General features: G+C 56.8%; 19 protein-coding genes. 8 read left to right on the forward strand and 11 right to left on the reverse strand.

The features are described 5' to 3' along the window. Nucleotides 1-84: 84 nt before the first annotated feature. Nucleotides 85-1,494 carry a glutamate decarboxylase gene (gene gad / locus H7849_RS18550; RefSeq protein WP_186741446.1) on the reverse strand — a complete coding sequence of 470 codons (1,410 nt, stop codon included), beginning with the start codon at nucleotides 1,492-1,494 and terminating at the stop codon, nucleotides 85-87. Nucleotides 1,495-2,322: 828 nt separating this feature from the next. Here gad and H7849_RS18555 point away from each other — a divergent pair. Genes H7849_RS18555 through H7849_RS18565 form a run of 3 tightly spaced genes read left to right on the forward strand, consistent with a single transcriptional unit; the run spans nucleotide 2,323 to nucleotide 8,269 of the window. Further along, entirely contained in the window at nucleotides 2,323-5,607 is a 3,285-nt protein-coding gene (locus tag H7849_RS18555; protein ID WP_186741448.1) for an efflux RND transporter permease subunit, read from the forward strand. Nucleotides 5,608-5,609: 2 nt separating this feature from the next. Next, nucleotides 5,610-6,812: an efflux RND transporter periplasmic adaptor subunit gene (locus H7849_RS18560; RefSeq protein ID WP_186741450.1), complete on the forward strand. Its 1,203-nt coding sequence runs from the start codon at nucleotides 5,610-5,612 to the stop codon at nucleotides 6,810-6,812. A gap of 2 nt (nucleotides 6,813-6,814) precedes the next feature. Beyond that, nucleotides 6,815-8,269, forward strand: coding sequence for an efflux transporter outer membrane subunit (locus tag H7849_RS18565; protein ID WP_186741452.1), 1,455 nt, complete (start codon nucleotides 6,815-6,817; stop codon nucleotides 8,267-8,269). Between the two features lie 21 nt (nucleotides 8,270-8,290). Here H7849_RS18565 and H7849_RS18570 read toward each other — a convergent pair whose 3' ends face one another. Then, a complete protein-coding gene (locus H7849_RS18570; RefSeq protein WP_186741454.1) occupies nucleotides 8,291-9,796 on the reverse strand; it encodes a hypothetical protein in 1,506 nt (501 codons plus the stop codon). 127 nt (nucleotides 9,797-9,923) lie between these two features. On the opposite strand from H7849_RS18570, the gene bcp reads away from it, so the two are divergent. Continuing rightward, nucleotides 9,924-10,388, forward strand: coding sequence for a thioredoxin-dependent thiol peroxidase (bcp, locus tag H7849_RS18575; protein WP_186741455.1), 465 nt, complete (start codon nucleotides 9,924-9,926; stop codon nucleotides 10,386-10,388). Nucleotides 10,389-10,433: 45 nt separating this feature from the next. Here the strand turns inward: bcp and H7849_RS18580 are convergent, their stop codons facing one another. Then, nucleotides 10,434-10,994 carry a hypothetical protein gene (locus H7849_RS18580; protein ID WP_186741457.1) on the reverse strand — a complete coding sequence of 187 codons (561 nt, stop codon included), beginning with the start codon at nucleotides 10,992-10,994 and terminating at the stop codon, nucleotides 10,434-10,436. Between the two features lie 43 nt (nucleotides 10,995-11,037). Here H7849_RS18580 and H7849_RS18585 point away from each other — a divergent pair, with 43 nt between their 5' ends. Beyond that, the gene (locus tag H7849_RS18585) at nucleotides 11,038-11,667 is read left to right on the forward strand and encodes a DNA-3-methyladenine glycosylase (RefSeq protein ID WP_186741459.1); all 630 of its coding nucleotides are present in this window, start codon (nucleotides 11,038-11,040) and stop codon (nucleotides 11,665-11,667) included. An 81-nt stretch (nucleotides 11,668-11,748) separates the two neighbouring features. Further along, nucleotides 11,749-12,225, forward strand: a complete 477-nt coding sequence (locus H7849_RS18590) for a c-type cytochrome (protein WP_186741461.1) — start codon at nucleotides 11,749-11,751, stop codon at nucleotides 12,223-12,225. Between the two features lie 79 nt (nucleotides 12,226-12,304). Here H7849_RS18590 and panC read toward each other — a convergent pair whose 3' ends face one another. Continuing rightward, nucleotides 12,305-13,144 carry a pantoate--beta-alanine ligase gene (gene panC / locus H7849_RS18595; RefSeq protein WP_186741462.1) on the reverse strand — a complete coding sequence of 280 codons (840 nt, stop codon included), beginning with the start codon at nucleotides 13,142-13,144 and terminating at the stop codon, nucleotides 12,305-12,307. Between the two features lie 5 nt (nucleotides 13,145-13,149). Further along, a complete protein-coding gene (gene panB, locus H7849_RS18600) occupies nucleotides 13,150-14,058 on the reverse strand; it encodes a 3-methyl-2-oxobutanoate hydroxymethyltransferase (RefSeq protein ID WP_186741464.1) in 909 nt (302 codons plus the stop codon). Nucleotides 14,059-14,246: 188 nt separating this feature from the next. On the opposite strand from panB, the gene H7849_RS18605 reads away from it, so the two are divergent. Then, on the forward strand, nucleotides 14,247-14,936 hold the full coding sequence (locus H7849_RS18605; RefSeq protein ID WP_186741466.1) for an MgtC/SapB family protein: 690 nt from the start codon (nucleotides 14,247-14,249) through the stop codon (nucleotides 14,934-14,936). A gap of 1 nt (nucleotide 14,937) precedes the next feature. Here the strand turns inward: H7849_RS18605 and H7849_RS18610 are convergent, their stop codons facing one another. The 3 genes from H7849_RS18610 to H7849_RS18620 form a co-directional block, all read right to left on the reverse strand. Further along, entirely contained in the window at nucleotides 14,938-15,420 is a 483-nt protein-coding gene (locus H7849_RS18610) for a carboxymuconolactone decarboxylase family protein (RefSeq protein WP_186741468.1), read from the reverse strand. Between the two features lie 62 nt (nucleotides 15,421-15,482). Beyond that, a complete protein-coding gene (locus tag H7849_RS18615; RefSeq protein WP_186741470.1) occupies nucleotides 15,483-15,962 on the reverse strand; it encodes a hypothetical protein in 480 nt (159 codons plus the stop codon). Nucleotides 15,963-16,059: 97 nt separating this feature from the next. Then, nucleotides 16,060-17,241, reverse strand: coding sequence for a D-alanine--D-alanine ligase family protein (locus H7849_RS18620; protein ID WP_186741471.1), 1,182 nt, complete (start codon nucleotides 17,239-17,241; stop codon nucleotides 16,060-16,062). A gap of 63 nt (nucleotides 17,242-17,304) precedes the next feature. Between H7849_RS18620 and H7849_RS18625 the strand changes: the two genes are divergently transcribed. Beyond that, on the forward strand, nucleotides 17,305-17,994 hold the full coding sequence (locus tag H7849_RS18625) for a YoaK family protein (RefSeq protein WP_186741473.1): 690 nt from the start codon (nucleotides 17,305-17,307) through the stop codon (nucleotides 17,992-17,994). A 5-nt stretch (nucleotides 17,995-17,999) separates the two neighbouring features. Here the strand turns inward: H7849_RS18625 and rocF are convergent, their stop codons facing one another. The 3 genes from rocF to H7849_RS18640 all read right to left on the reverse strand — a co-directional run bounded on the left by rocF (nucleotide 18,000) and on the right by H7849_RS18640 (nucleotide 21,477). Beyond that, nucleotides 18,000-19,004 carry an arginase gene (gene rocF / locus H7849_RS18630; RefSeq protein ID WP_186741475.1) on the reverse strand — a complete coding sequence of 335 codons (1,005 nt, stop codon included), beginning with the start codon at nucleotides 19,002-19,004 and terminating at the stop codon, nucleotides 18,000-18,002. A 112-nt stretch (nucleotides 19,005-19,116) separates the two neighbouring features. Continuing rightward, on the reverse strand, nucleotides 19,117-20,469 hold the full coding sequence (gene asnS / locus H7849_RS18635; protein WP_186741477.1) for an asparagine--tRNA ligase: 1,353 nt from the start codon (nucleotides 20,467-20,469) through the stop codon (nucleotides 19,117-19,119). 183 nt (nucleotides 20,470-20,652) lie between these two features. Continuing rightward, nucleotides 20,653-21,477 carry a sugar phosphate isomerase/epimerase family protein gene (locus tag H7849_RS18640; protein WP_186741479.1) on the reverse strand — a complete coding sequence of 275 codons (825 nt, stop codon included), beginning with the start codon at nucleotides 21,475-21,477 and terminating at the stop codon, nucleotides 20,653-20,655. Nucleotides 21,478-21,495: the final 18 nt, after the last annotated feature.

A 21,495-nucleotide genomic window follows, 5' to 3' on the forward strand; every position in this document is an offset into this window, starting at 1 on the left:
ACATGTCGGCAGGTCATCTCAAACTCTTGCTGGGGTTCGCCACGATACAGCGTCATTTGCAATGGTGAGTCATCGGAGTGGATGCTATCGGCCGGAATGATCGTATGAGCTTGATTCTGCTCCGACAGGAGTAAGGGCCAATGATTTTTCTGGTGGGTGTTGGGCGAAGTGGTTCAGCACACTTTGCATTTCGTTGAGTAGGTCGTAGGCCATTTTCCGCGTGAAGCCGTGGCGGATGAGGATGCGCTGGATGACAAGATCTTCGCGGTTAGGTGGCATGGAATAGGCAGGAACGAGCCAGCCGCGCTCGCGCAATCGATCGGCGAAATCGTAAAGGGTAAAGCTTGACGATGCGGGGTCTTTCAGTTCCCAGCAGAGGCCAGGGATTCCGCCGTCGCCGTCGTAAATGATTTTGAAGGGTCCGAACTCGGCGATCTTTTCTGCGAGAACGCGGCCCAGAGCATAACACTCGGTTTGGATGTCACGGTAGCCCTCTTTGCCGAGTCGCAGGAAGTTGTAGTACTGGCATATGATTTCACCGCCCGGCCGCGAGAAGTTGAGCGCGAAGGTGGGCATGTTGCCGCCGAGGTAGTTGACGTCAAAGATCAGTTCTTCGGGAAGGTCGTGTTTCTCCCTCCAGAGCGCCCAGCCGACGCCCAGCGGGGCAAGGCCAAATTTATGGCCGGAAGCATTGATGGATTTTACGCGGAGCAGGCGGAAGTCCCAGAGAAGGTCCGGCTGGATGAAGGGTGCGAGGAAGGCGCCGCTGGCTCCATCGACGTGGATGGGAATGTCGAGCCCAGTGTCGGCGTGCAACTGGTCGAGGGCAAGGCTGATCTCATGGACCGGCTCGAACTGAAGAGTGAACGTGACGCCGAGAGTGACGATGACGCCGATGGTGTTTTCGTCGCAGCGCTTGCGGACTTCTTCCGGGGTGAGCAGGAGGCGCTCGCCTTCCATGGGGACTTCGCGGATTTCGACGTCGAAATAGCGGCAGAACTTGTGCCAGCAGACCTGGACCGGGCCCATGATGAGGTTTGGAGTATCGGTGGATTTGCCTTGGGCGCGCTGGCGTTTGCGCCAGTTCCACTTGAGGGCCAGGCCGCCAAGCATGGCTGCTTCGCTGGAGCCAGTGGTCGAGCAGCCGATCGTGCTGCCCGCTTCCGGGGAGTTCCAGAGATCGGCGAGCATGTGAACGCAGCGCTCTTCGATGGCCGCGGTCTGCGGGTATTCATCCTTGTCGATCATGTTCTTGTCGGCGGACTCGTCCATGATCTGCTTAACCTCGGGTTCGATCCAGGTGGTGCAGAAGGTGGCGAGATTTTGCTGGGAGTTGCCGTCGAGGATGAGCTGATCGTGGATGGTCTGGTAGACGGTCTGCGGGTCCTGCTTATCCTTGGGGAACTCGTAGGTCTCAGTCTTGTCGTTCAGGAGATCGGACTCGACTTGACTGGTGGGGGCAGCTTTGAGCTCTTCAGTGTTGTGCAGAGGCATGGGTTCCTCCTGTTTGTCTGAATTCGAAGTGTATTTGCCGCTAGCCGAAGTGGGGAAGAAAAGATGGTGAATCGGGAGGAGATGAATGAGTTTCAGAAGCGGTACGCGACAGGCCTAACAGTTTGAGTGTCGTTCCATCCTTTGATTCTGCAGCGGAAGAGACAAACGGGAAGCATCTGAGTAGCCGATCAGCCAAAGCCTAAACGCAGTCTCGTAGTGAGTAACGTGCTAGTTCAAGCGAAGGCGAGTGGGTGTTGAGGAAGTCGGTGAGTTCCGGGTCTTGGGTTGGCACGAGGAGGAGATTGTTGGTATCGATCTATACGTGCCGTTCAATCAGGCGACAGCCTTAGGTTTGTCGTGGGCTCGCGAATCCGATGCCAATTCCTGGTGGCTCCTATTGGTAGGCCGATTGCAGACGCCGGGCGGTCCCGGTGGACTGACCACTCGTGTTTTGTTTCTGAATCGAAGCCGGATCCAATGACATCCATATCTATGGATAGATTCAGTTTGCGACTTTCGGCTTTTTTATCCGTCGAGTCGTCTACCGTAAAATAGAAGTGCTTGCAGGTCTGACCTAATTGGGTCCCGACCAGGCAAGCAGTGACTGAAATAGAGCGTTCATTCGGCGAATCCCTCTGGCAAGACCCGGTTTCGTTTATTACTTTTTGCGGCTATACCGTTCCCCGCCCGTGTCGACCAGGACGCGATTGCTGGTTCTTTTGTGCGTGGACTGGGCAGGTAAACGCTAGAGATTGGTTCCGCAGGTAAACCCACCCTTTCCGGCCGTGCGCAGGTATCGATGCAGGCCGCAGGAGAGATTGACGAAATATGTGGATAGTCCGCCTCGCACTGCGCAGGCCTTATACATTTGCTGTATTTGCTCTGCTGTTGCTGATCCTTGGCCCGATCTCGATCATGCGGACGCCCACGGATATTTTTCCGAACATCGATATCCCGGTAGTGGCGATGGTTTGGAATTACACCGGACTCTCTCCGGAGCAGATGTCACAGCGCATCGTTTTCCAGAGCGAGCGCACCCTGACCACAACCGTCAATGACATTGAGCACATTGAATCGCAATCGCTGAACGGCATCGGTGTAATTAAGATCTTCTTTCAGCCAAAAGTGAATATCGCGATGGCGGTCGCGCAGGTAGCTGCTATTGGACAAACACAACTGCGGCAGCTGCCGCAAGGAACCACACCGCCCCTGATCATTCAGTACAGCGCATCGAGCGTTCCGATTATCCAGCTTGGTCTTTCAGGCGAAGGCTTATCGGAAGCCCAGCTGAACGACTATGGATTGAACTTCATCCGTACCCAGCTGGTGACGGTCGATGGCGCCGGCATTCCGTATCCTTACGGCGGAAAACAGCGGCAGGTTCAGGTTGATCTCAACCTGCAGGCTCTGCAGTCGAAAGGTCTTTCCCCGGCAGATGTTGTCAATACAATTTCTACACAAAACCTGATCCTTCCCTCGGGCACTGCGAAGGTTTCCCAGTTCGAATATCAGATCGAGACCAACAGCGCTCCCGGAAAAGTAGCGGAGCTGAACGACCTGCCGATTCGCGCCGTGAACGGAGCGGTCGTGTACATTCGCGACGTTGCCCATGTACGAGACGGTTTTCCTCCCCAAACGAACATCGTGCGCGTCGATGGGCAGCGCGCATCGCTCCTGAGCATCATCAAAACGGGCGACGCGTCAACGCTCGACATCGTGCAGGGCATCCGGGCAAAGCTTCCCGGCATCAAGGCGCAACTGTCGCCGGCCTTGCGCATTACGCCGCTTGCGGACCAGTCCATCTTTGTCCGTGCATCCATTGACGGTGTTGTGCGGGAAGCCGTTATCGCTGCCTGTCTCACGGGAATTATGATTCTTGTCTTTCTCGGGAGTTGGCGCAGCACTCTGATCATCGCCGTCTCGATTCCGCTATCCATTCTGTCGTCGCTACTAGTTCTGAGCGCGTTGGGCGAGACGATCAACATCATGACGCTCGGCGGTCTCGCGCTGGCCGTCGGTATTCTTGTTGATGACGCCACCGTTGAGATCGAGAACATCAACCGCAATATCGAGCTGGGAAAAGCAGTCGAGCAGGCGATTCTCGATGGTGCGGCGCAGATTGCTATTCCGGCGTTCGTCTCCACGCTCTCCATCTGCATTGTTTTCGTGCCGATGTTCTTCCTCACCGGCGTGGCGAAATTCCTGTTCGTTCCGCTGGCTGAAGCCGTCGTCTTCGCCATGCTTGCGTCGTATCTCCTTTCGCGGACAGTTGTACCCACCATGGCGAAGTACTTACTGCAGGAGCACGACGACGATGCCATGGAACGCAAGCATCAGAGCCGCAATCCTCTTGTGCGCTTTCAGCTTGGCTTTGAGCACAATTTCGAAAAATTTCGCAACGCCTACCGTGGCCTGCTGCAGATGTGCATCGCTCACTCAGCCATCTTTCTGGCAATGTTCTTCGTTTTCTGTATCGGCTCGGCTGTCCTGCTTTATCCATTTCTTGGGCAGGACTTCTTCCCGTCGGTCGATGCTGGACAGTTCAAATTGCATCTCCGCGCCCGCACCGGCACACGCATTGAGGAAACTGCGCGACTGTGCGATGAAGTAGACGACACCATCCGTGAGGTGATCCCAAAGAAAGAACTGGTCACCATCATCGACAACATAGGCCTGCCCTACAGCGGTATCAACACCACATACAGCAACTCGGCGCCGATTGGGCCCGCCGACGCGGACATTCAGGTCTCACTGGCAGAAGGTCATCATCCCACCGAGGCCTATGTGCAGAGGTTGCGAAGCACGCTGGCGCACCGATTTCCCGGTACGATCTTCTACGAACTTCCAGTCGATATGGTGACACAGATCCTGAATTTCGGACTTCCTGCGCCGATTGACATTCAGATCGTTGGACCGAACCTTCAGGGGAATCGCGACTTTGCCGAGCAACTCCTCAACCGTGTGAAGTATGTTCCCGGCACTGCGGACCTGCGCATCCAGCAGCCCTTCGACAATCCGCACCTCATGGTTGACGTAGACCGCGCCAAGGCGCAGCAGATCGGTCTCCAGCAGAAGGACGTGGCGCAAAGCCTTCTGATCGCGACAAGCGGAAGCTTCCAGACGACGCCGAATTTCTGGCTGAATCCGCAAACCGGCGTGAGCTACAGCATTGCCGTGCAGTCGCCGCAATACACTCTGGACACGCTTCAGGATCTGAGGAACATCCCGGTCACCACCAGCACCGCGGCATCCACCACTCCGGCCTCTGCTGCCAGCAACGGCCCAGGAACACTGGCGACACCCGTGAATCTCCCCATGGGCGGGTCGCCAATTCAGATCCTCGGTAACGTAGCCTCGGTATCGCCCGGGGCTGAAATGGGCACTGTGTCTCACTACAACATCGCTCCCGTGATTGATATCTACGGAAACGTGGTCAACAGCGACCTCGCGAGCGTGTCGAAACAGATTGATAAGATCATTGCCGATTCCAAAGCCAAGTTGCCGCGCGGGTCGCAAATCGTCGTCCGCGGTCAGGTGCAGACCATGCGAACCTCGTTCGTCGGTCTCATCGGAGGCCTGGTCTTCTCGATCCTGCTGGTCTATCTGTTAATCGTGGTCAACTTCCAGTCATGGCTTGATCCTTTTATCGTCATTTCCGCGCTGCCCGCGGCGCTATGCGGCATCGTCTGGTTTCTCTTCATCACCCATACGCGGATCAGCGTCCCGGCGCTCACTGGCGCGATCATGTGTATGGGCGTCGCCACATCGAACTCAATTCTCGTAATCAGCTTCGCGCGCGAACAATTGGAAGAAAACGTAGGCGATGCACCCGCAGCGGCACTGGTGGCAGGTTTCACTCGCTTCCGCCCCGTCTTGATGACAGCATTGGCGATGATCATCGGCATGGTGCCCATGGCTCTGGGACTTGGCGATGGCGGCGAGCAGAACGCTCCGCTGGGGCGCGCGGTTATCGGCGGCTTGTTGCTCGCCACTGTGTCAACGCTCTTCTTCGTCCCGACATTCTTCAGCGTTCTGCACGGACGACGGGAAAAGAAACGCCGCAAGCGGAACGAGCACGCTGAAAACACTCTGCCCGCAAGAGGGGAGAACTAAATATGAATCGAACACCCGCACCGCATAGCTCTGGCAATCAGACGCCTCGGGCTTCTCGCGCAGGCGCCATCACCTTTCTCATCGTTGTCTTGGTTGTTGCCGCAATCCTTGCCGTCACCGGCATCATTCCTCGCCTGCGTGCGCGCACCAAGCTGCAGGACGAGACGAACGCGCTCGCCGCACCCGATGTGTTGGTAGCCAAGCCACAACAAGGCAAGCCGTCGGAAGAAGTCATCCTTCCCGGCAACATTTTCGCGTATGTTGATTCTCCTATCTACGCCCGTACGGATGGCTATCTCAGGAAGTGGTATTTCGACATTGGCGCGCATGTGAACAAAGGCCAGTTGCTCGCTGAAATCGAGAGTCCCGAAGTCGATCAGCAACTCGCGCAGGCCAGGGCCGATCTGCTTACGGCGGAAGCCAACGCGAAATACGCGCTGACCACTTCGTCCCGTTATCAGGACCTGGTGAAGGCCAACGCTGTGTCGCAGCAGGACACGGAGAACTTTACAACACAGGCGTCCGCCACAAGCACGCAAGTCAAGTCGGCGCAGGCAAACATGCAACGCCTAGAACAGCTTGTCTCGTTTGAAAAGATATACGCCCCATTCGACGGAATTGTTACGGCCCGCGGCATTGATGTTGGGCAACTGATCAATTCCGGCGCGTCCAAAGAGATGTTCCACATGGCTGACGAGAGAACGCTTCGTGTCTATGTCAACGTCCCGCAGATATACTCGCTGGCCTGCAAGCCCGGCGTCATCGCGGATCTCACATTCGACCAGTATCCAGGACGGAAATTTCAGGGGAAGACCGTGCGCACGTCAAAGGCAATCGATCCTACCTCGCGCACGCTGCTGGTCGAAGTGGATGTTGACAATCGCAAGGGAGAACTCGTCCCCGGCGCCTATGCTCAAGTTCACTTCAAATTAGACAGCACATCGCCTACGCTCATTATTCCTGTGCCTGCCCTCATCTTCCGTTCTGAAGGGCTGCAGGTTGCAACCGTCATCGACAACAAGGCGAAACTGGTTCCCATCATGATCGGTCGGGATGACGGCCGAGTTGTCGAAGTCTCGCAGGGATTGCAACCCGACGATGAGGTGATCCAGAATCCGCCCGATTCAGTCATCGACGGTGAAGTTGTGAACGTCGTGCGCCCGCAGCAGAACCCGCCCACCCAGCCGCAAAAGGGAGCCGAGTAAGCATGATTGCGCTTCGTATCCCAGCTATCGGTGCTGCTGCGCTATGCGCGCTGATCGCAGGCTGCACGGTTGGCCCCAACTACAAGCGGCCAAGTGCTCCCTCAGCGCCGGCTTTTAAAGAAACTGCTCCGCCCCCGAGCATCCCAAATGGATCGTGGAAACAGGCGCAGCCCAGCGATCAGGTGTTGCGTGGCAAGTGGTGGGAAATTTATAGCGACCCGCAACTGAACGCGCTCGAAGAAAAAATCGCGATCTCCAACCAGACTTTGAAGGCTGCAACCGAGCAATACTTTGCAGCGCGTGCCGCTGTTCAAGTTGCCCGCGCAGCTTACTATCCGACGCTCAGCGCCGGCCCATCAATCAGCCGTCAGCACTTGTCGCAGAACCGCCCGGTCTCCATTCCGTCATCGCTCTCGCAGTACAACGATTTCGTGCTCGCCGGCCAAGCAAGCTGGGAGCCCGATCTGTGGGGGCAGGTTCGTCGTAGCGTGGAGTCGGCGCGTGCCTCTGCACAAGCCAGCGCAGCCGATCTGGCCAACGTTGAGTTGAGCGTTCGTTCCGAACTGGCGCAGGATTATTTCGAACTCCGCGGCCTGGATCTACAGAAACAGTTACTCGATAACACCGTCATCTCTTACACCGACTCTCTGAATCTGACGAAGACGCGATTCAAAGGAGGCGTGGCCACGGATTCAGATGTGGCGCTAGCGGAGACGCAACTGAAAAGCACCCAGGCACAGGACATCGATGTAGATGTCGCCCGTGCGCAGTTTGAGCACGCCATCGCGACATTAATTGGTGAGCCAGCTTCGACCTTCAGCCTGACCCAGGCGCCGCTCAATCTGCCGCTTCCGCAGGTTCCGCCCGGCTTGCCGTCGGAACTGCTGGAGCGCAGGCCCGATGTTGCGGGCATGGAGCGCCGCGCCGATGCTGCCAACGCGCAGATAGGCGTAGCCATCTCAGCCTATTATCCAAACGTTACCCTCACCGGAACGGGAGGCTTCGAGAGTAAGAATCCGGGCACATGGATTCAGGGCCCGAGCGCTTTGTGGTCTCTGGGCGCTTCTGCTTCGGAGTTGATTTTCGACGCAGGCCGTCGTCATGCTGTCACCGAACAGGCACGCGACAACTATGAGGTAACCGTCGCCAACTACCGTCAGAGCGTATTGAGTGCCTTCCAGGAGGTTGAGGACAACCTGGCTGCGCTGCGTATCCTCAACGATGAATCGGTCACGCAGGCAGAGGCAGTCGCAGCGGCTGAACGGTCCTTGCGAATCAGCACCGTCCGATATAAGCAAGGGCTGGACGATTATCTGGTGGTGCTCACTGCCCAGACCGTGTTGTTGACCAACCAGCGCACCCAGGCCGACATCACCACCCGCCAGTTTGCCGCTAACGTGCTGCTGATCAAGGCGCTCGGCGGCGGTTGGGACACGACCAAGCTCCCTAACCTGTAGCCTCATCCAAATACAGGCCCATTAAGGTAATGGGCCTGTATTAAAGGCTTCCAGCACGCGCCCGCTTGAGAGGCGATAGATACCGAAGGACCTTCCCGTCTTTCCACGCTGCTCGAAGATCAATTCCGCGCGTCCATCCCCATCCGTATCCGCAACGTCGACAAGACGCATGCGTGGAACGATATCCAGCGCCTTATCGCTCGTCAGTTGCTTGAAGATGACATGCGGCGTGCCATAAAAATCAGGCTGGGCAACCAGCGTAATGTATTTTGCCTCGCCGTCGGCGCCTGTGCTCTTCGCCGTTAAAACCAGTGTCGCGCCGCCATTGTAGGAAAGCTCGAAGGCATTGAACTTCTCGTCTTCCAGTGTCGGCAGCTGCGGAGGCGGCGCAGCTTTGCGCCGTGTTGCCGTCGTTTTTGTAGCTGTCTTGGTTACATTTGCCTGAGGTGTTTGTGTGGTGAAGCCGGCCGCGATTGCTTTCTGCGCCTGCTCTTCCATCGCCGCCTTCATCTTGGCCGCATCCTCTGGATCCGCCCAGCTATAGGTATACGGATGAAGCTCGGTCGTCTTCACATCCGAGATAGCGGCCATCTGGTTCATATCCATCGGCAGCCCTTCCAGCTTGGTGGGCACGACGCTTTCCTCCGGCGTCTGGGGTCGGCCATAACGTAGCTTCGGGCGGTCGGGGTCAGCAGGGAAGCTTACAGTGCCGTCCGCATTGGCGGCGTCCCTGTGCTTGTGGAGAGTGGGCCGGTCCGGATCGGGAGCAGGAGCATCCTGCGAGTTATCACCCGAATCTTTCCTATGCAGCGTAGGCTTGTCTGACTCATCGGTTGGCGCATTCGAAGTGCTGGTCGAATCACTGCTCGAACCTGATCCGGAGCTGCTGTCACTCGAATCCCGCCGGTGCAAGGTAGGCTTGTCCGGATCACTCGAAGGCGTGCCCGAGCCATTACTAGACCCATTACCCGATCCTGTGTTGCTGGCCGTGGTGTTGCTGCCGCCAGTATTGCCGGTCGGAGTATTACCGGATGTAGTGTTGCTCGAACCAGAACCGGAACCACTGTCACTGCCGTCCTTCCGATGCAGCGTAGGCCTGTCAGAATCCGTTGTAGCTTCGCTATTGCTTGTGTCCTTTACCACCTGCGGCGGATGTTTCGACATCGGAGGCTTGGCCTTGACCTTCATTACCTCCGGCTTGACCGACCCAACTGCAATCCACGAACCCTCCAGGTTCTCCGCGCCATTGACATTGAAAAGTCCCTTCGGCGTGCCTGCCTGCTCCAGTTCATAAACCGTCCCGGTAAGAACTGTCAGCGGTGCCGGCTGCGCCAGATACAGCCCTCCAGGCTGATACTGCTGGCCATCCCAAACAGTCAGCGGAATTAATCGCCCGGCTTTGGGTTGATCCAGGTCGCCAGTCCACTCAAAAACACCCGTAGCCCGCAACGTAGGTGTCGTATCCGCATCTTTCTTAATGTGGCCGGGATACTGCGCATGCGCGGCTGCGCACGTCGCCGCGATCAAAATCGACGAGATGAAAAAGGATCTCGAAATTCTAGACTGGAGAAATCTGCCAGGCAGTGACATAGCTACAGGGTCTGCGACACAATCGACTTGACCCATAACTTTACGCTTGCGGAAGGACCCATTCATGGAAGTTCACGACAAAGTTGCTGATTTTACCCTCCAGGATGACCAGGAGAATACCGTTCATCTTTCAGATTACGCCGGAACGCCGGTTGTGCTCTTCTTTTATCCCCGTGCCGATACGCCGGGTTGCACCATCGAGGCCTGCGGCTTCCGCGATGTCTTCAAGAAAATTCAGAAGACCGGGGCAGTGGTGCTCGGTATCTCACGCGACACGCCCAAGGCGCAGGCGAAGTTCAAGGCAAAGTATGACCTTCCGTATCCACTCCTTGCTGATGTAGACGAAAAAGTCTGTAAACAGTTTGGCGTGTTGAAAGAAAAGAACATGTACGGCAAGAAAGTCATGGGAATCGAACGCACAACTTTCCTCATCGGCCCCGATCAGACGCTGCTCAAAATCTTCCCGAAGGTTAAGCCGGAAGGCCACGCAGAAGAAGTTTTGGAAGTAATCAAATCTTTGAAAAAGTAGAAATGCTGGTGCCCCAGGTCTCGATTTTGAGACCTGGGAGCCCGTCTACTGAACCTTAAACGTAAGCGTAGTCTCCGCGTCGATCTTCGCTTCCTTCTTGCCGGTCGCAGCTGCCCCAACAGTTCCTGCACCCGCACCCGCAGCCGCGCCGATCGCCGCGCCCTTGCCGCCGCCGAAAATTCCACCCAGCAGCGCTCCCACTGCCGTTCCGCCGCCAATCTTCGCTACGTTGCTTTTGGTGTGACCCTCGCCGTCCACCGCATACATGTCCGTGGTCACAGGAATACCGTTCACGGAAGTCAACTCTAGTGCCAATGTGCCCGGCTTGCTCAACCGGCCTGAAGACTCGGCATCGGAAACCGTGCCTCGCACGCGCGATCCTGCGGGAGCCACGACCTCTCCATTCACCGCAAGGTCGTTGACCAACGTCCCAGACCAACGCTGGCCTGTCGTAGCCGTGCCCGAGCTGAGCGCGTCCGTGTTCCGTACCACAATGGTAGTGCCCCGCGGTATGCGTTGGGCCTGGGCAGAAATTACGGTTGCAACAAACATCAGTGCCGCAATGGCATATGTGACAATACTCGTGAATCCTGAATGGCGACGCATCGTTTTTGACGGCTCCTTTTCTCGATTTCTGATTCAACTCCCTATGTCTCGGACGGCGCGCTCTTCCAGCAAAGTTGCTTCAGTGGTCCCGGTTTCGTTCTACGAACGCGCTCCGGACATTGTCGCACGCGCTCTCCTGGGCAAAATGGTTGTTCGTGATTGGAAAACCGAGCGTCTCATCGGCCGCATCGTCGAAGTCGAAGCGTACTTCGGCACGGAAGATCCCGCCGCTCATTCCTACATCGGACGCACCGCGCGCAACGCTGTCCTCTTCGGGCCACCGGGCATCGCATATGTCTACTTCATCTATGGAATGTATTACTGCCTGAACGTTTCCTGCGAGCCCGACGGCCAGGCAGGCGGTGTGCTCATTCGCGCGCTCGAACCAGTCGCAGGCCTGGAGACGATGGCAAAACTCCGCAAGCTCGCTCCAAATCCAAAGCCGCAGCTGCTTACCTCAGGACCGGGTCGTCTGTGCCAGGCACTCGACATCACCCGCGCCGCTCACAATGGCCTGGATGTGACGGACCCTTCATCCTGTCTGCGCATCGAGGACGACAACTACCACCCCGAAGCGATTCAGGTGACGCCGCGCATCGGCATCCGGCATGCTGCCGATCTACCCGCCCGCTTTCTTATTGATAAGAATAAATTTGTTTCCGGAAGCCGGTGACCTTTTCATCGACTTGCCCGTATACTTGGCAACACCATTTGTCGTACCGGCAGCGTCAACAGCAAAAAGGAGCCTCATCGCATGAAACGAGTCAACACGTGCGCTCTGGTCGCAGCCTTTCTCGCCTGCACCAGCCTCGCCTTGATCGCACAGGATGCGCCAGCGGCCGCCCCTCAAGCACGCCGCCCCATGCCCGCGCCCACAAACCTGCAAGTGTTGCCAAAGGACATTGCCCCGCAAGACCTGATGAAGATGATGTTCGGATACTCACAGGCTCTTGGTGTGCAATGCCCCTTTTGTCATGAAGTGAATGAGCAGACGCATCAGCCGAACTTCGCCGCCGATACCAAACCGGACAAGAAGATCGCCCGTACCATGATCGCCATGGTGCAGGACATCAATTCAAAATACATGACGCAGATCGATGATCCGGACGCCAAGCCGGCAGACAAAACGGTAACCTGCGGCACATGCCATCGTGGCAACACCATGCCCGCGCAATTCGTGCCCAAGGCCGAAGAACACGGCAATGCCATGCAAATGAAAAAACCTGAGTAAGATTTTCCAGACAGAAGGACGAAAAGGGTGCCCCATCCTATCGCGTATGCGATAGGGTGGGAAACACAGCCTTCAACGGTCACAGCACAACATTATCAATAAGCCGGGTAGTTCCGACGAAAGCCGCAACCGCCACCAACGTACCATGGCTCACTTCAGTAACATCTTCAAGCGTGTCCGGATTCACAATCGCGACGTAATCCACGCGCACACCAGGCTCTTCAGTAAAAACACCACGCGCAATCCGAATCAAGGCCTGTGAAGATGTTTCACCGGAAGCAACAGCTTCTTTCACTTGTCTGAGCGCACGATGCAGCACCAAAGCCCGCTGGCGCTCTTCTCCCGATAAATATCGATTACGCGAACTCAGCGCCAGGCCATCAGCCTCGCGCACAATCGGGCAAACAACCATCTGCAGCGGAAAATTCAAGTCGTTCACCATCTTGCGCAGCACCGCCACCTGCGCGGCATCTTTCTGTCCAAAGAAAGCCTTGTTCGGCCCGATGTTGTGGAACAACTTGCTGACGACCGTCGTGACACCGCGAAAGTGTCCCGGTCGCGAAGCTCCATCCAGCCGGTCGCTCACGCCTTCGACCAGCACAAACGTGCTCGCGCCTGCGGGATACATTTCGTCCGTAGTCGGAGCGAAGATCAGATCTACACCCTCACGCTCCAGCAGCGCGCAGTCCTCAGCAAACGTGCGCGGATATTTCGAGAAATCTTCGTTTGGCCCAAACTGCGTAGGGTTCACGAAAATAGAAACAGCCACGGCATCACATGCGGCTTTTGCCGCCCGCACCAGCGACAGATGCCCCTCATGGAGCGCCCCCATCGTTGGCACCAGCCCAAGGACGCGACCGTCACCGCGCAGCCGCGCGCAAGCAGACTGCGCCTCTGCAATTGTCTTGGCAATCAGCATCGTGACTATGCTTTGCGACGGATAGGCGAAGCAGCTTCGAACGCCGCGCGTGTCTCTTTCGGCAAGTGATAGCTCTCGCTCTCGTTGGGAAACTCGCGCCGCTCAACATCGTGCAGGTAGCCATCAACCGCCGTGCGGAACAGACTCGCCGCATCGCCATATTGCCGCACAAACTTCGCCGGTTTGGAAAAGCTCAGATTCACCAGATCGTGAAAGACGAGAATCTGCCCATCGCAATCAGGGCCTGCTCCAATGCCAATCGTGGGAACATTTAGCCTATGCGTGATATGTTGCGCAACCTCGCGCGGCATACCCTCAAGCACAATCGCAACCGCTCCAGCTTCTTCCAGCGCAAGAGCATCCTTCAACAACACATCAGCAGCAGCCGTGGTTTTTCCCTGCACCTTATAGCCGCCCATGCGGTGAACCGACTGCGGTGTAAGCCCAAGATGTCCAATGACCGGAATCTCTGCGTCCGTCAGCCGCTCGACCAGCTGCACGCGATTTGCGCCGCCTTCAATCTTGACTGCCTCCGCGCCGCCTTCTTTCATAAAGCGCGCTGCATTTGCAACGCCCTCATCCAGCTTCACATGATAGGAACCGTAAGGCATGTCTGCGGCAACAATGGCATGCTTCACCGCACGGCGCACCGCTCGCGTGTGATGCAGCATTTCATCGACCGTGACCGGAAGCGTCGTGTCATAGCCAAGCACAACCTGCGCCAGCGAATCGCCAACGAGGATCAGGTCGATCCCAGCCTCGTCCACGAGCCTGGCCGTGGCGTAGTCATAAGCGGTCAATGCCGTGATTGGCCTGCCGCTCTGTTTCTTTTCTTGAAGTGTATGGAAGGTTACCTTGGCGCGAGCCGCCGAGGCAGTGTGCGCATCCGCGCTACAGAAATTTGTAACACTCATTCTTGTCTCCAGTGCAGCTCCCTGAGGGATGCTACCCGAACCCAATCTCTGACTATACGCTTTTGATGCGTTCCGCGTACAGTCGACTCAGGCTAAGCCCCTGTAATTCACAGATTTCAGGCAGAATGAAAGGGGGCTTCTCATACACCCTTATGACGAATCGGTGGTGGTCAGATTCCGTATGGCTGATGCATCAGACGACCTTCCCGCGCCTGTTGCTGGCCTCTTGTCTTGGCGCGGTCATTGGCGCTGAACGTCAATGGCGCCAGCGAGCCGCGGGTCTGCGAACGAATACCCTGGTCTGTCTGGGTGCCGCCGCGTTTGTCGACCTCGGCTCCATCGTGGCCCCATCGTCCACACAGGTCATTGCCTATGTGATTTCGGGCGTCGGTTTTCTGGGGGCGGGCGCCATCATGAAAGACGGTGGCAGCGTTCGCGGGCTGAATACCGCCGCTACGCTCTGGTGCTCGGCAGCAGTAGGTGCCTGCGCGGGCTCGGGCGAAATGCTCGACGCCATCTTCGTGACCGCGCTCCTCATCGCCATCAACTCGCTGTTGCGCCCGCTTGCACGCTTCATCGACCAGCGCTCCCTCGCGACCTTCCACGCGCATACGCTGTATCGTGTTCGCTTGACCTGTGCGAAAGAGGATTTGATGGAAGCCGAGATTCATCTCACGCATGCCGTTCAAGCCCGGTCTCTCACGCTCGGCAAAATCAGTACAGAAGAATTGGACGATGCAGAGCGCAGCATCGTGCAGGCGGTTGTCGAATCAAAGACACGCGACGCCGAAATGATGAACGCTCTGACCGAAGAACTCCGCGCCTTCCCCTGGGCTGAATCTGTCGACTGGATCGAAACCGAAGGCGAAGCCGAGTAGCTTAGCTCTTGGCAGCCGATGTAGCGGCACGCTGCTGCGGCTGGTAGCCACCCACTTCCGGCCGGAAAGCGATGGCTATGCGGTTCCAGCTATTGATCTGGGTAATGGCAAACGTCAGCTTTGCCAGCTCTTCTTCGCTGAATTGCAAACGCGCCTCGGCATAAACGTCTTCAGACGCGTGTCCATTCTGAATATTCGTAATCGCTTCGGTCCATGCCAGCGCCGCACGTTGCCGCTCCGTGAAAAATGGTCCCTCGCGCCACGCCGAAAGCGCATAGATGCGCTGCTCGGTTTCGCCATTCGCGCGTGCGTCCTTGGTGTGCATGTCGATGCAGTAGGCGCACCCATTCAACTGGGAGGCGCGAATCTTAACAAGCTCGTACAGCGAAGGTTCAATACCACTACGCCGAATGATCGCCTCAAGATGCAGCATCCCCTGCACACCCTCAGGAAATGCCTTCTGATAATCCAGACGTGTTTCCATGAAATTCCCTCCACCTAAGCAGAGATGTTCGAGGAGGGAATCCGTTGCATGATGTGAAAAACTTACGGCCCGACGTAAAGCTCAATCGGAGAGAAACCAATTTGCTTGGTTTTGTCGTCCACGCGGAGAAACAGAGGTGTTTTGCCGCCATTAATGTTGACACCCATCACAGTCCCGTTCCCCACTGCCTTCGTGATGGCGATCTGATGGCTCCGAATCACTCCATAGTCGCTTGACGGTCCCCAGTCCTTTTGAAACTGGTCGAAATCGTAAAGCTTGTACTGTTCGGGATGCTTCTGCCAGTCGGCGTCGTTGTTCCAGAGGCCATAGGCTTTGGTGAAATCCTTGGCTTCCACTGTTTCAAGAAACTTGTTCACCCTGTGCTCGGCAGGCACCGTGGCGAAGAACCAGCCATGCCCTGTAAGGAATCCCAGAAAGCCGGTAACCGCAACCAGCACCACAACCGCAATAATGGCAATGATGATGTTGCGGTTGCGTTTTGCGCGAGCGGCGTTATATATGGGCGCATCGAGCAGAGTCATAAGGAGATGCTACTCCTTTCAATCTGAGGAGACATACCTCCACGTTTATTCTGACACCACAAACAAAGGCTGAGTTCCACGAAAAAACATTTTGGCTTTAACGCGAGTATTGCGTGCGGTCTTTTTCCACCCGCCGTTCCAGCGCCAGCTGAATCAGACGGTCAATCAGCTCTGCATACTTGACGCCAGACGCTTCCCAAAGTTTCGGATACATGCTGATAGCCGTAAAGCCCGGCAGGGTGTTGATCTCATTCAAATAAATGCGGCCGGTCTTGCCCGGATCGAGCAGAAAGTCCACGCGCGCAAGACCCGAACAGTCGCAGGCTTTGAACGCAGCAATCGCCATCTGCTGCACCTGCCTCGTTTGCTGTCGCGTAAGCTTCGCCGGAATGATCAGGTCCGAGCCCTCGCTCAGGTACTTCGCCTCGTAATCGTAAAACTCTTTGATCGGCACAACCTCGCCAACAACTGAAGCCTCAGGATTGTCATTTCCAAGAACGGCAACTTCCAGTTCTCGCGCTTTCCCGCGCTTCCCGCCAACCCCTTGCTCGACGACAATCTTGCGGTCAAAACTGGCGGCCATCTCGATCGCTGGCGTCAGTTCCCTGCGGTCATGGGCCTTGCTGATACCAACTGACGAGCCAAGGTTCGCCGGCTTCACGAACACCGGATACTTGAGCGCAGCTTCAACTCGACTGATAATCTTTTTCGATCCCGCTTCCCACTCGCCGCGCAGAAACGTGACATGCTTCGTAATCGGCAGCTTGGCCGACGCGAACAGCCGCTTCATCACATCCTTGTCCATACCGGTAGCCGAGCCCAGCACGCCCGATCCGACATAAGCGATACCCGCCAGCTCAAACAGCCCCTGAATCGTCCCATCCTCGCCAAACGTTCCATGTAGAACAGGAAAGATCACATCAACATTGAGCGCCTGATGCGCCTGGTTCCCATGCGTCTCAAAGGGAACCAGCGACCCGGTCCTGTTCTTCGATGGAACCGGCGGCACAATGATCGCCTCGCCCCTGGCCAGCACCGCAGCCGGAGCCGTCACGTCCGGATCGCCCGCGCGCAGCTGACGCGGATGCAGCGATTCACCGGCAAGCAATCGCTCGGCATCGGTAGCCGTAACCCACCGGCCTTCCCTGGTGATGCCGATGGGAATCACTTGGTATTTCTTGGGATCAATCGCTTTCAGAACCGACGCAGCTGACAGCAGCGAAACCTCATGCTCGCCGCTGCGTCCACCAAATAGAACACCTACACGCAGCTTGGACATATCGAACTAAACCGAGTGTAACGCGCCCGCATAGAATGCGAATGTGAACCCCGAGCGAAAGAAATGACGAAGATGGTTCCTCCGCGACAGCAAAGGGAGACTCACATCTTTTTGCTGATTTCGCTTCTCTGCGCTACAGCCGGAGCTGTTGATCTGTTGGCATATTTCCGCCTGGGCCGCGTCTTCGTAGCCAATCTCACCGGCAACACTGTGCTCTTTGCATATCACGCCGTCGCAGGCCACTGGCGGTCCGCTGCCCTTCGCCTAGGAATAATCGTCAGTTTCTTCGCTGGCGTCGTCACGAATCGTTTTCTGAAACGCTGGATTCAGTCCGAGAGAATCAGGTTCAATCCGGCAGTCGTGAGCTTGGCCATCGAGTGTGCAATACTCACAGCCGCCGCGTTTCTTATCCTGCACGAACGCCTGCGGATCGCCCTGCTTCTATTGCTGGCGTGGGCAATGGGGCTGCAAAACGACGCCTTCCTGCAGATCGGACCAATCAACCTGAACACCACATTCCTGACTGGCGACATAGAAAAGCTGGGCACCGAGGTAGCAACACCAGCAACGGATACGGAACAGAAACGTGCACGCACAACACGCATCAAGGCATTTCTGACAGTATGGGTCGCTTATGGAGCTGGCGCCATGCTCGCAGCCACCGGCAGCCATTTCTTCGAGATCAGGGCCCTGCTCATTCCCGCTGTGATGGCAGCTCTCGTGATCGTGCTCGAGCTGACCGGCAGGGCGTAAAGCACCTACAGAATCTTCTTCCCAAACGCGGAAGAAATAAGCTCAACCGCCAGATCCGCCGTCCGGTTATGTTCGTCAATCACCGGGTTGACCTCGACGACTTCCAGACTCAGCATCCGCCCATGGTCGGCGATGATCTCCATCGCCAGGTGCGCCTCGCGATAGGTAGCCCCGCCACGGACAGGAGTTCCAACCCCCGGAGCATCTTCCGGATCAATCCAGTCCATATCGAGCGAGACGTGATAGCCGGCGGTCCCGCGCCCGGCAGAGCGCAAGGCTTCTTCCATCACCGTCCGCATGCCGCGCTCGTCGATGTCGCGCATCGTGTAAACCTCGGTCAGCCCCGTGCGCTTAATGTTTTCCTTCTCTGTCGCGTCGATATCGCGCACGCCAATCAGCACAGTATTCTCGGGCAGAATCTTCGGCGAAAAGCCGCAGATGTTCGCAAGCGACTCCGGACCGAGGCCAAGCAGTGCCGCCAGCGGCATTCCGTGAACATTGCCGCTCGGCGAAGTCTCCGGCGTATTCAGATCCGAGTGCGCATCAATCCAGATGAGGCCAATTTTCTGGTTCTGCCTGCGATAGTGTTCCGCAACACCCGAGACGCTTCCCGCCGCAACCGAGTGATCCCCGCCAAGAATCACCGGCGTCATGCCGTGTTCGAGCGTCTCGATCACCTGGTCCGCTGCCCGCGTGCACGTCTCAGTGATCTCTTTCAAATAGCGAGCATGCTCCTCGCCGACGTGCTTCGTCTCCGCGATAGCAACGCTGATGTTTCCGCCATCGGCGACATTATGGCCCAGAGCTTCGAGGCGCGCTTCAAGCCCGGCCACACGTACCGCCGATGGCCCCATATCCACACCGCGCCGTGATGCGCCAAGATCGAGCGGCACCCCAATGATGCGAATCTTGCGCGGCGGAAGAGACTGCACTCCACTCTTGATAGGTCCTACGACAGAACCGGTCACGGCTGCTTTTTCATTCGCGAGCGTCTCGCTGATCTTCGACATACAACGTCCCAGGAACCTCTAGCTATTCACAACAATGCGCGGACCGAAGCCCGCGCCAGTCCACGGTACGCGCGGCACAATCAATGCTAAAGTCCGCACGCCCAAGCTCAAATCACGGATAAATGCGGTTCAATGTCCTTGCAAACGGAATCGTCTCCCGCACATGCTCCAGTCCGCAGATCCACGCCACCGCGCGCTCAATCCCCATCCCAAACCCCGAATGCGGAACCGAGCCATACTGCCGTAGATCGAGATACCACTTGAACGCATCAAGTGGCAAGTTGTGCTCTTCAATCCGCTTTTTCAGCAGATCATAAGAAGCGATACGCTGCGATCCGCCGATGATCTCGCCATAACCCTCCGGCGCCAGCACATCCACGCAGAGCGCATACTTCGAATTCTGCGGATCAGGCTCCATGTAGAAGGCCTTCACCGCCGCCGGGTAGCGATGCACCATCACTGGACTGTCAAACTGCGACGATATGTACGTCTCATCGGGAGAGCCAAAGTCATTGCCATACTCAAAGGGCTGCTCCAGTAAACCCTTGGCATGCGCGTCATTCAGCATCTGCACGGCTTCGTCGTAACTGACGCGCGGAAACGGCGCCTTGATCGCCTCCAGCTTCGTCGTGTCGCGCCCTATCACCTTCAGATCAGCAGCACGCCGTGTCAGCGCGCGATCGACGATAAAGCTAATGAACTGTTCAGCCAGCCCCATCAGATCGTCAAGTCCGGCATACGCCCACTCCGGTTCCACCATCCAGAACTCGGTCAGATGCCGCCGCGTCTTCGACTTTTCAGCTCGGAATGTCGGTCCAAAGCTGTAAACCTTGCCCAGAGCCAGCGCCGTGCTTTCGATGTAGAGCTGGCCGCTCTGCGTCAGATAAGCCTCGTCGCCAAAATACTCAACCGGGAACAAAGTGCTCGTGCCCTCGCATGCCGCCGGCGTCAGAATCGGCGGATCGGTCAGCACAAAGCCGTTGTCATCCAGAAAATCCCGCGCCGCCTTGATGATCTCCGCACGAATGCGCAGAATCGCCGACTGGCGCGGCGTGCGAATCCACAGATGCCGGTGCTCCATCAGGAAGTCGGTGCCATGCTCCTTGAGCGAGATGGGAAAGGGATCATCTTCCGGCACCCGCTGCACGACTTCGACATTCTCGACATCCAGTTCATAGCCGCCTGGAGCACGTTTATCCGCGCGAACCTTGCCCGTAACAATGACGCTCGACTCCTGCGTCAATCCCTTGATCTTGTCAAAAACCTCAGCCGGAACAGCAGCCTTCGGCACAATGCCCTGAATCGTCCCCGAGCCATCGCGAAAAATAGGAAAGAGCAGCTTGCCGCTCTCGCGCAGGTTATAGAGCCAGCCCTTGAGCATGACGGATTTCCCTTCATGCTCGCCAATCCTGGCAATCGTGGTGACGGGTGCTTCGGTTGCGGTAACTACAGTTTCTTCAGACATACGATTCCCTAATCAGAAGCGTAAAAGCTTCAACTCATCCACCAATCATTGTATTGGTTCAATGTCGTCATTCTGACGACCAAAGGGAGGAAGAATCTCAACGATGTAAGGTTCAGCCACTATCGCTGGGCTTCCTCGGTTGTCTGCTTAGAATGACGTTCAATGGTTGCGATCGATGATTTCCTACAATCCGAACTTCTCAAAAGCAGCCTGCGCCTTCGCCGCCACACTTTCCGGTGTCTCTTCGAGCGCATAGTGAATTTCCAGCACACCAGCCGGAGTCTGTGGCGCAGACTTCAACTCCCCAATCGCCTCCTCCCACGCAATCGTTCCATCGCCCGGCCAGAGATGTTCATCGCGTCCGCCGTTGTTGTCGTGCAGGTGAGAGCTGCGAATCAGCGGACGCAATTCCGCAATCGTCGCCGCCACTCCGTCTCCAAGATGAGCATGTCCCACATCCAGACACACGCCAATATCCCTGAAATGCCCAACCTGAATAATCTCCAACAAATTCCGAGGCTGCGTAACCTCGTTCTGAATGTTTTCCACCAGCAGCTTCACGCCCAGCGGATTGGCAAACGCCCGCAAGTGCTCCAGAGCCGTCAGCGCATTCTCCAGCGAGCGTGGACTCCAGCCATCCTCGCGCTCGCCCAGGTGAACGATCAGGTAACGGAAAGGAATCTGTTCCGCCACCTCCAGCGCGCGCTTGATCTCATCCATCGCGTCAATACGGCGCGACTTCTCCGGATGAATCACATTCACCGCAGGCGCCCCGCCGCGACCCATTTCGAGATCAGGAAACATCGGCGCATGCATCGAAAAAGCTTCTACCGGATTGGCCCGAAACCACTCGCCAACCTCGCGGATATGCGCACGGCTGGTGTAATCAAAGTGCTGCCGCGCAGCAAAGAGTTCAACGCCCTGCGCTCCGGCCTTGGAGAAAACCTCAAGAAGACCGGGATGCAGACGGCTGCGCAAAAATACATGGGTAGAAATGACCTTCAACATAGATAAGCAGAACGAGTC

The organism is Alloacidobacterium dinghuense (assembly GCF_014274465.1).
Classification (GTDB): Bacteria; Acidobacteriota; Terriglobia; order Terriglobales; family Acidobacteriaceae; genus Alloacidobacterium; species Alloacidobacterium dinghuense.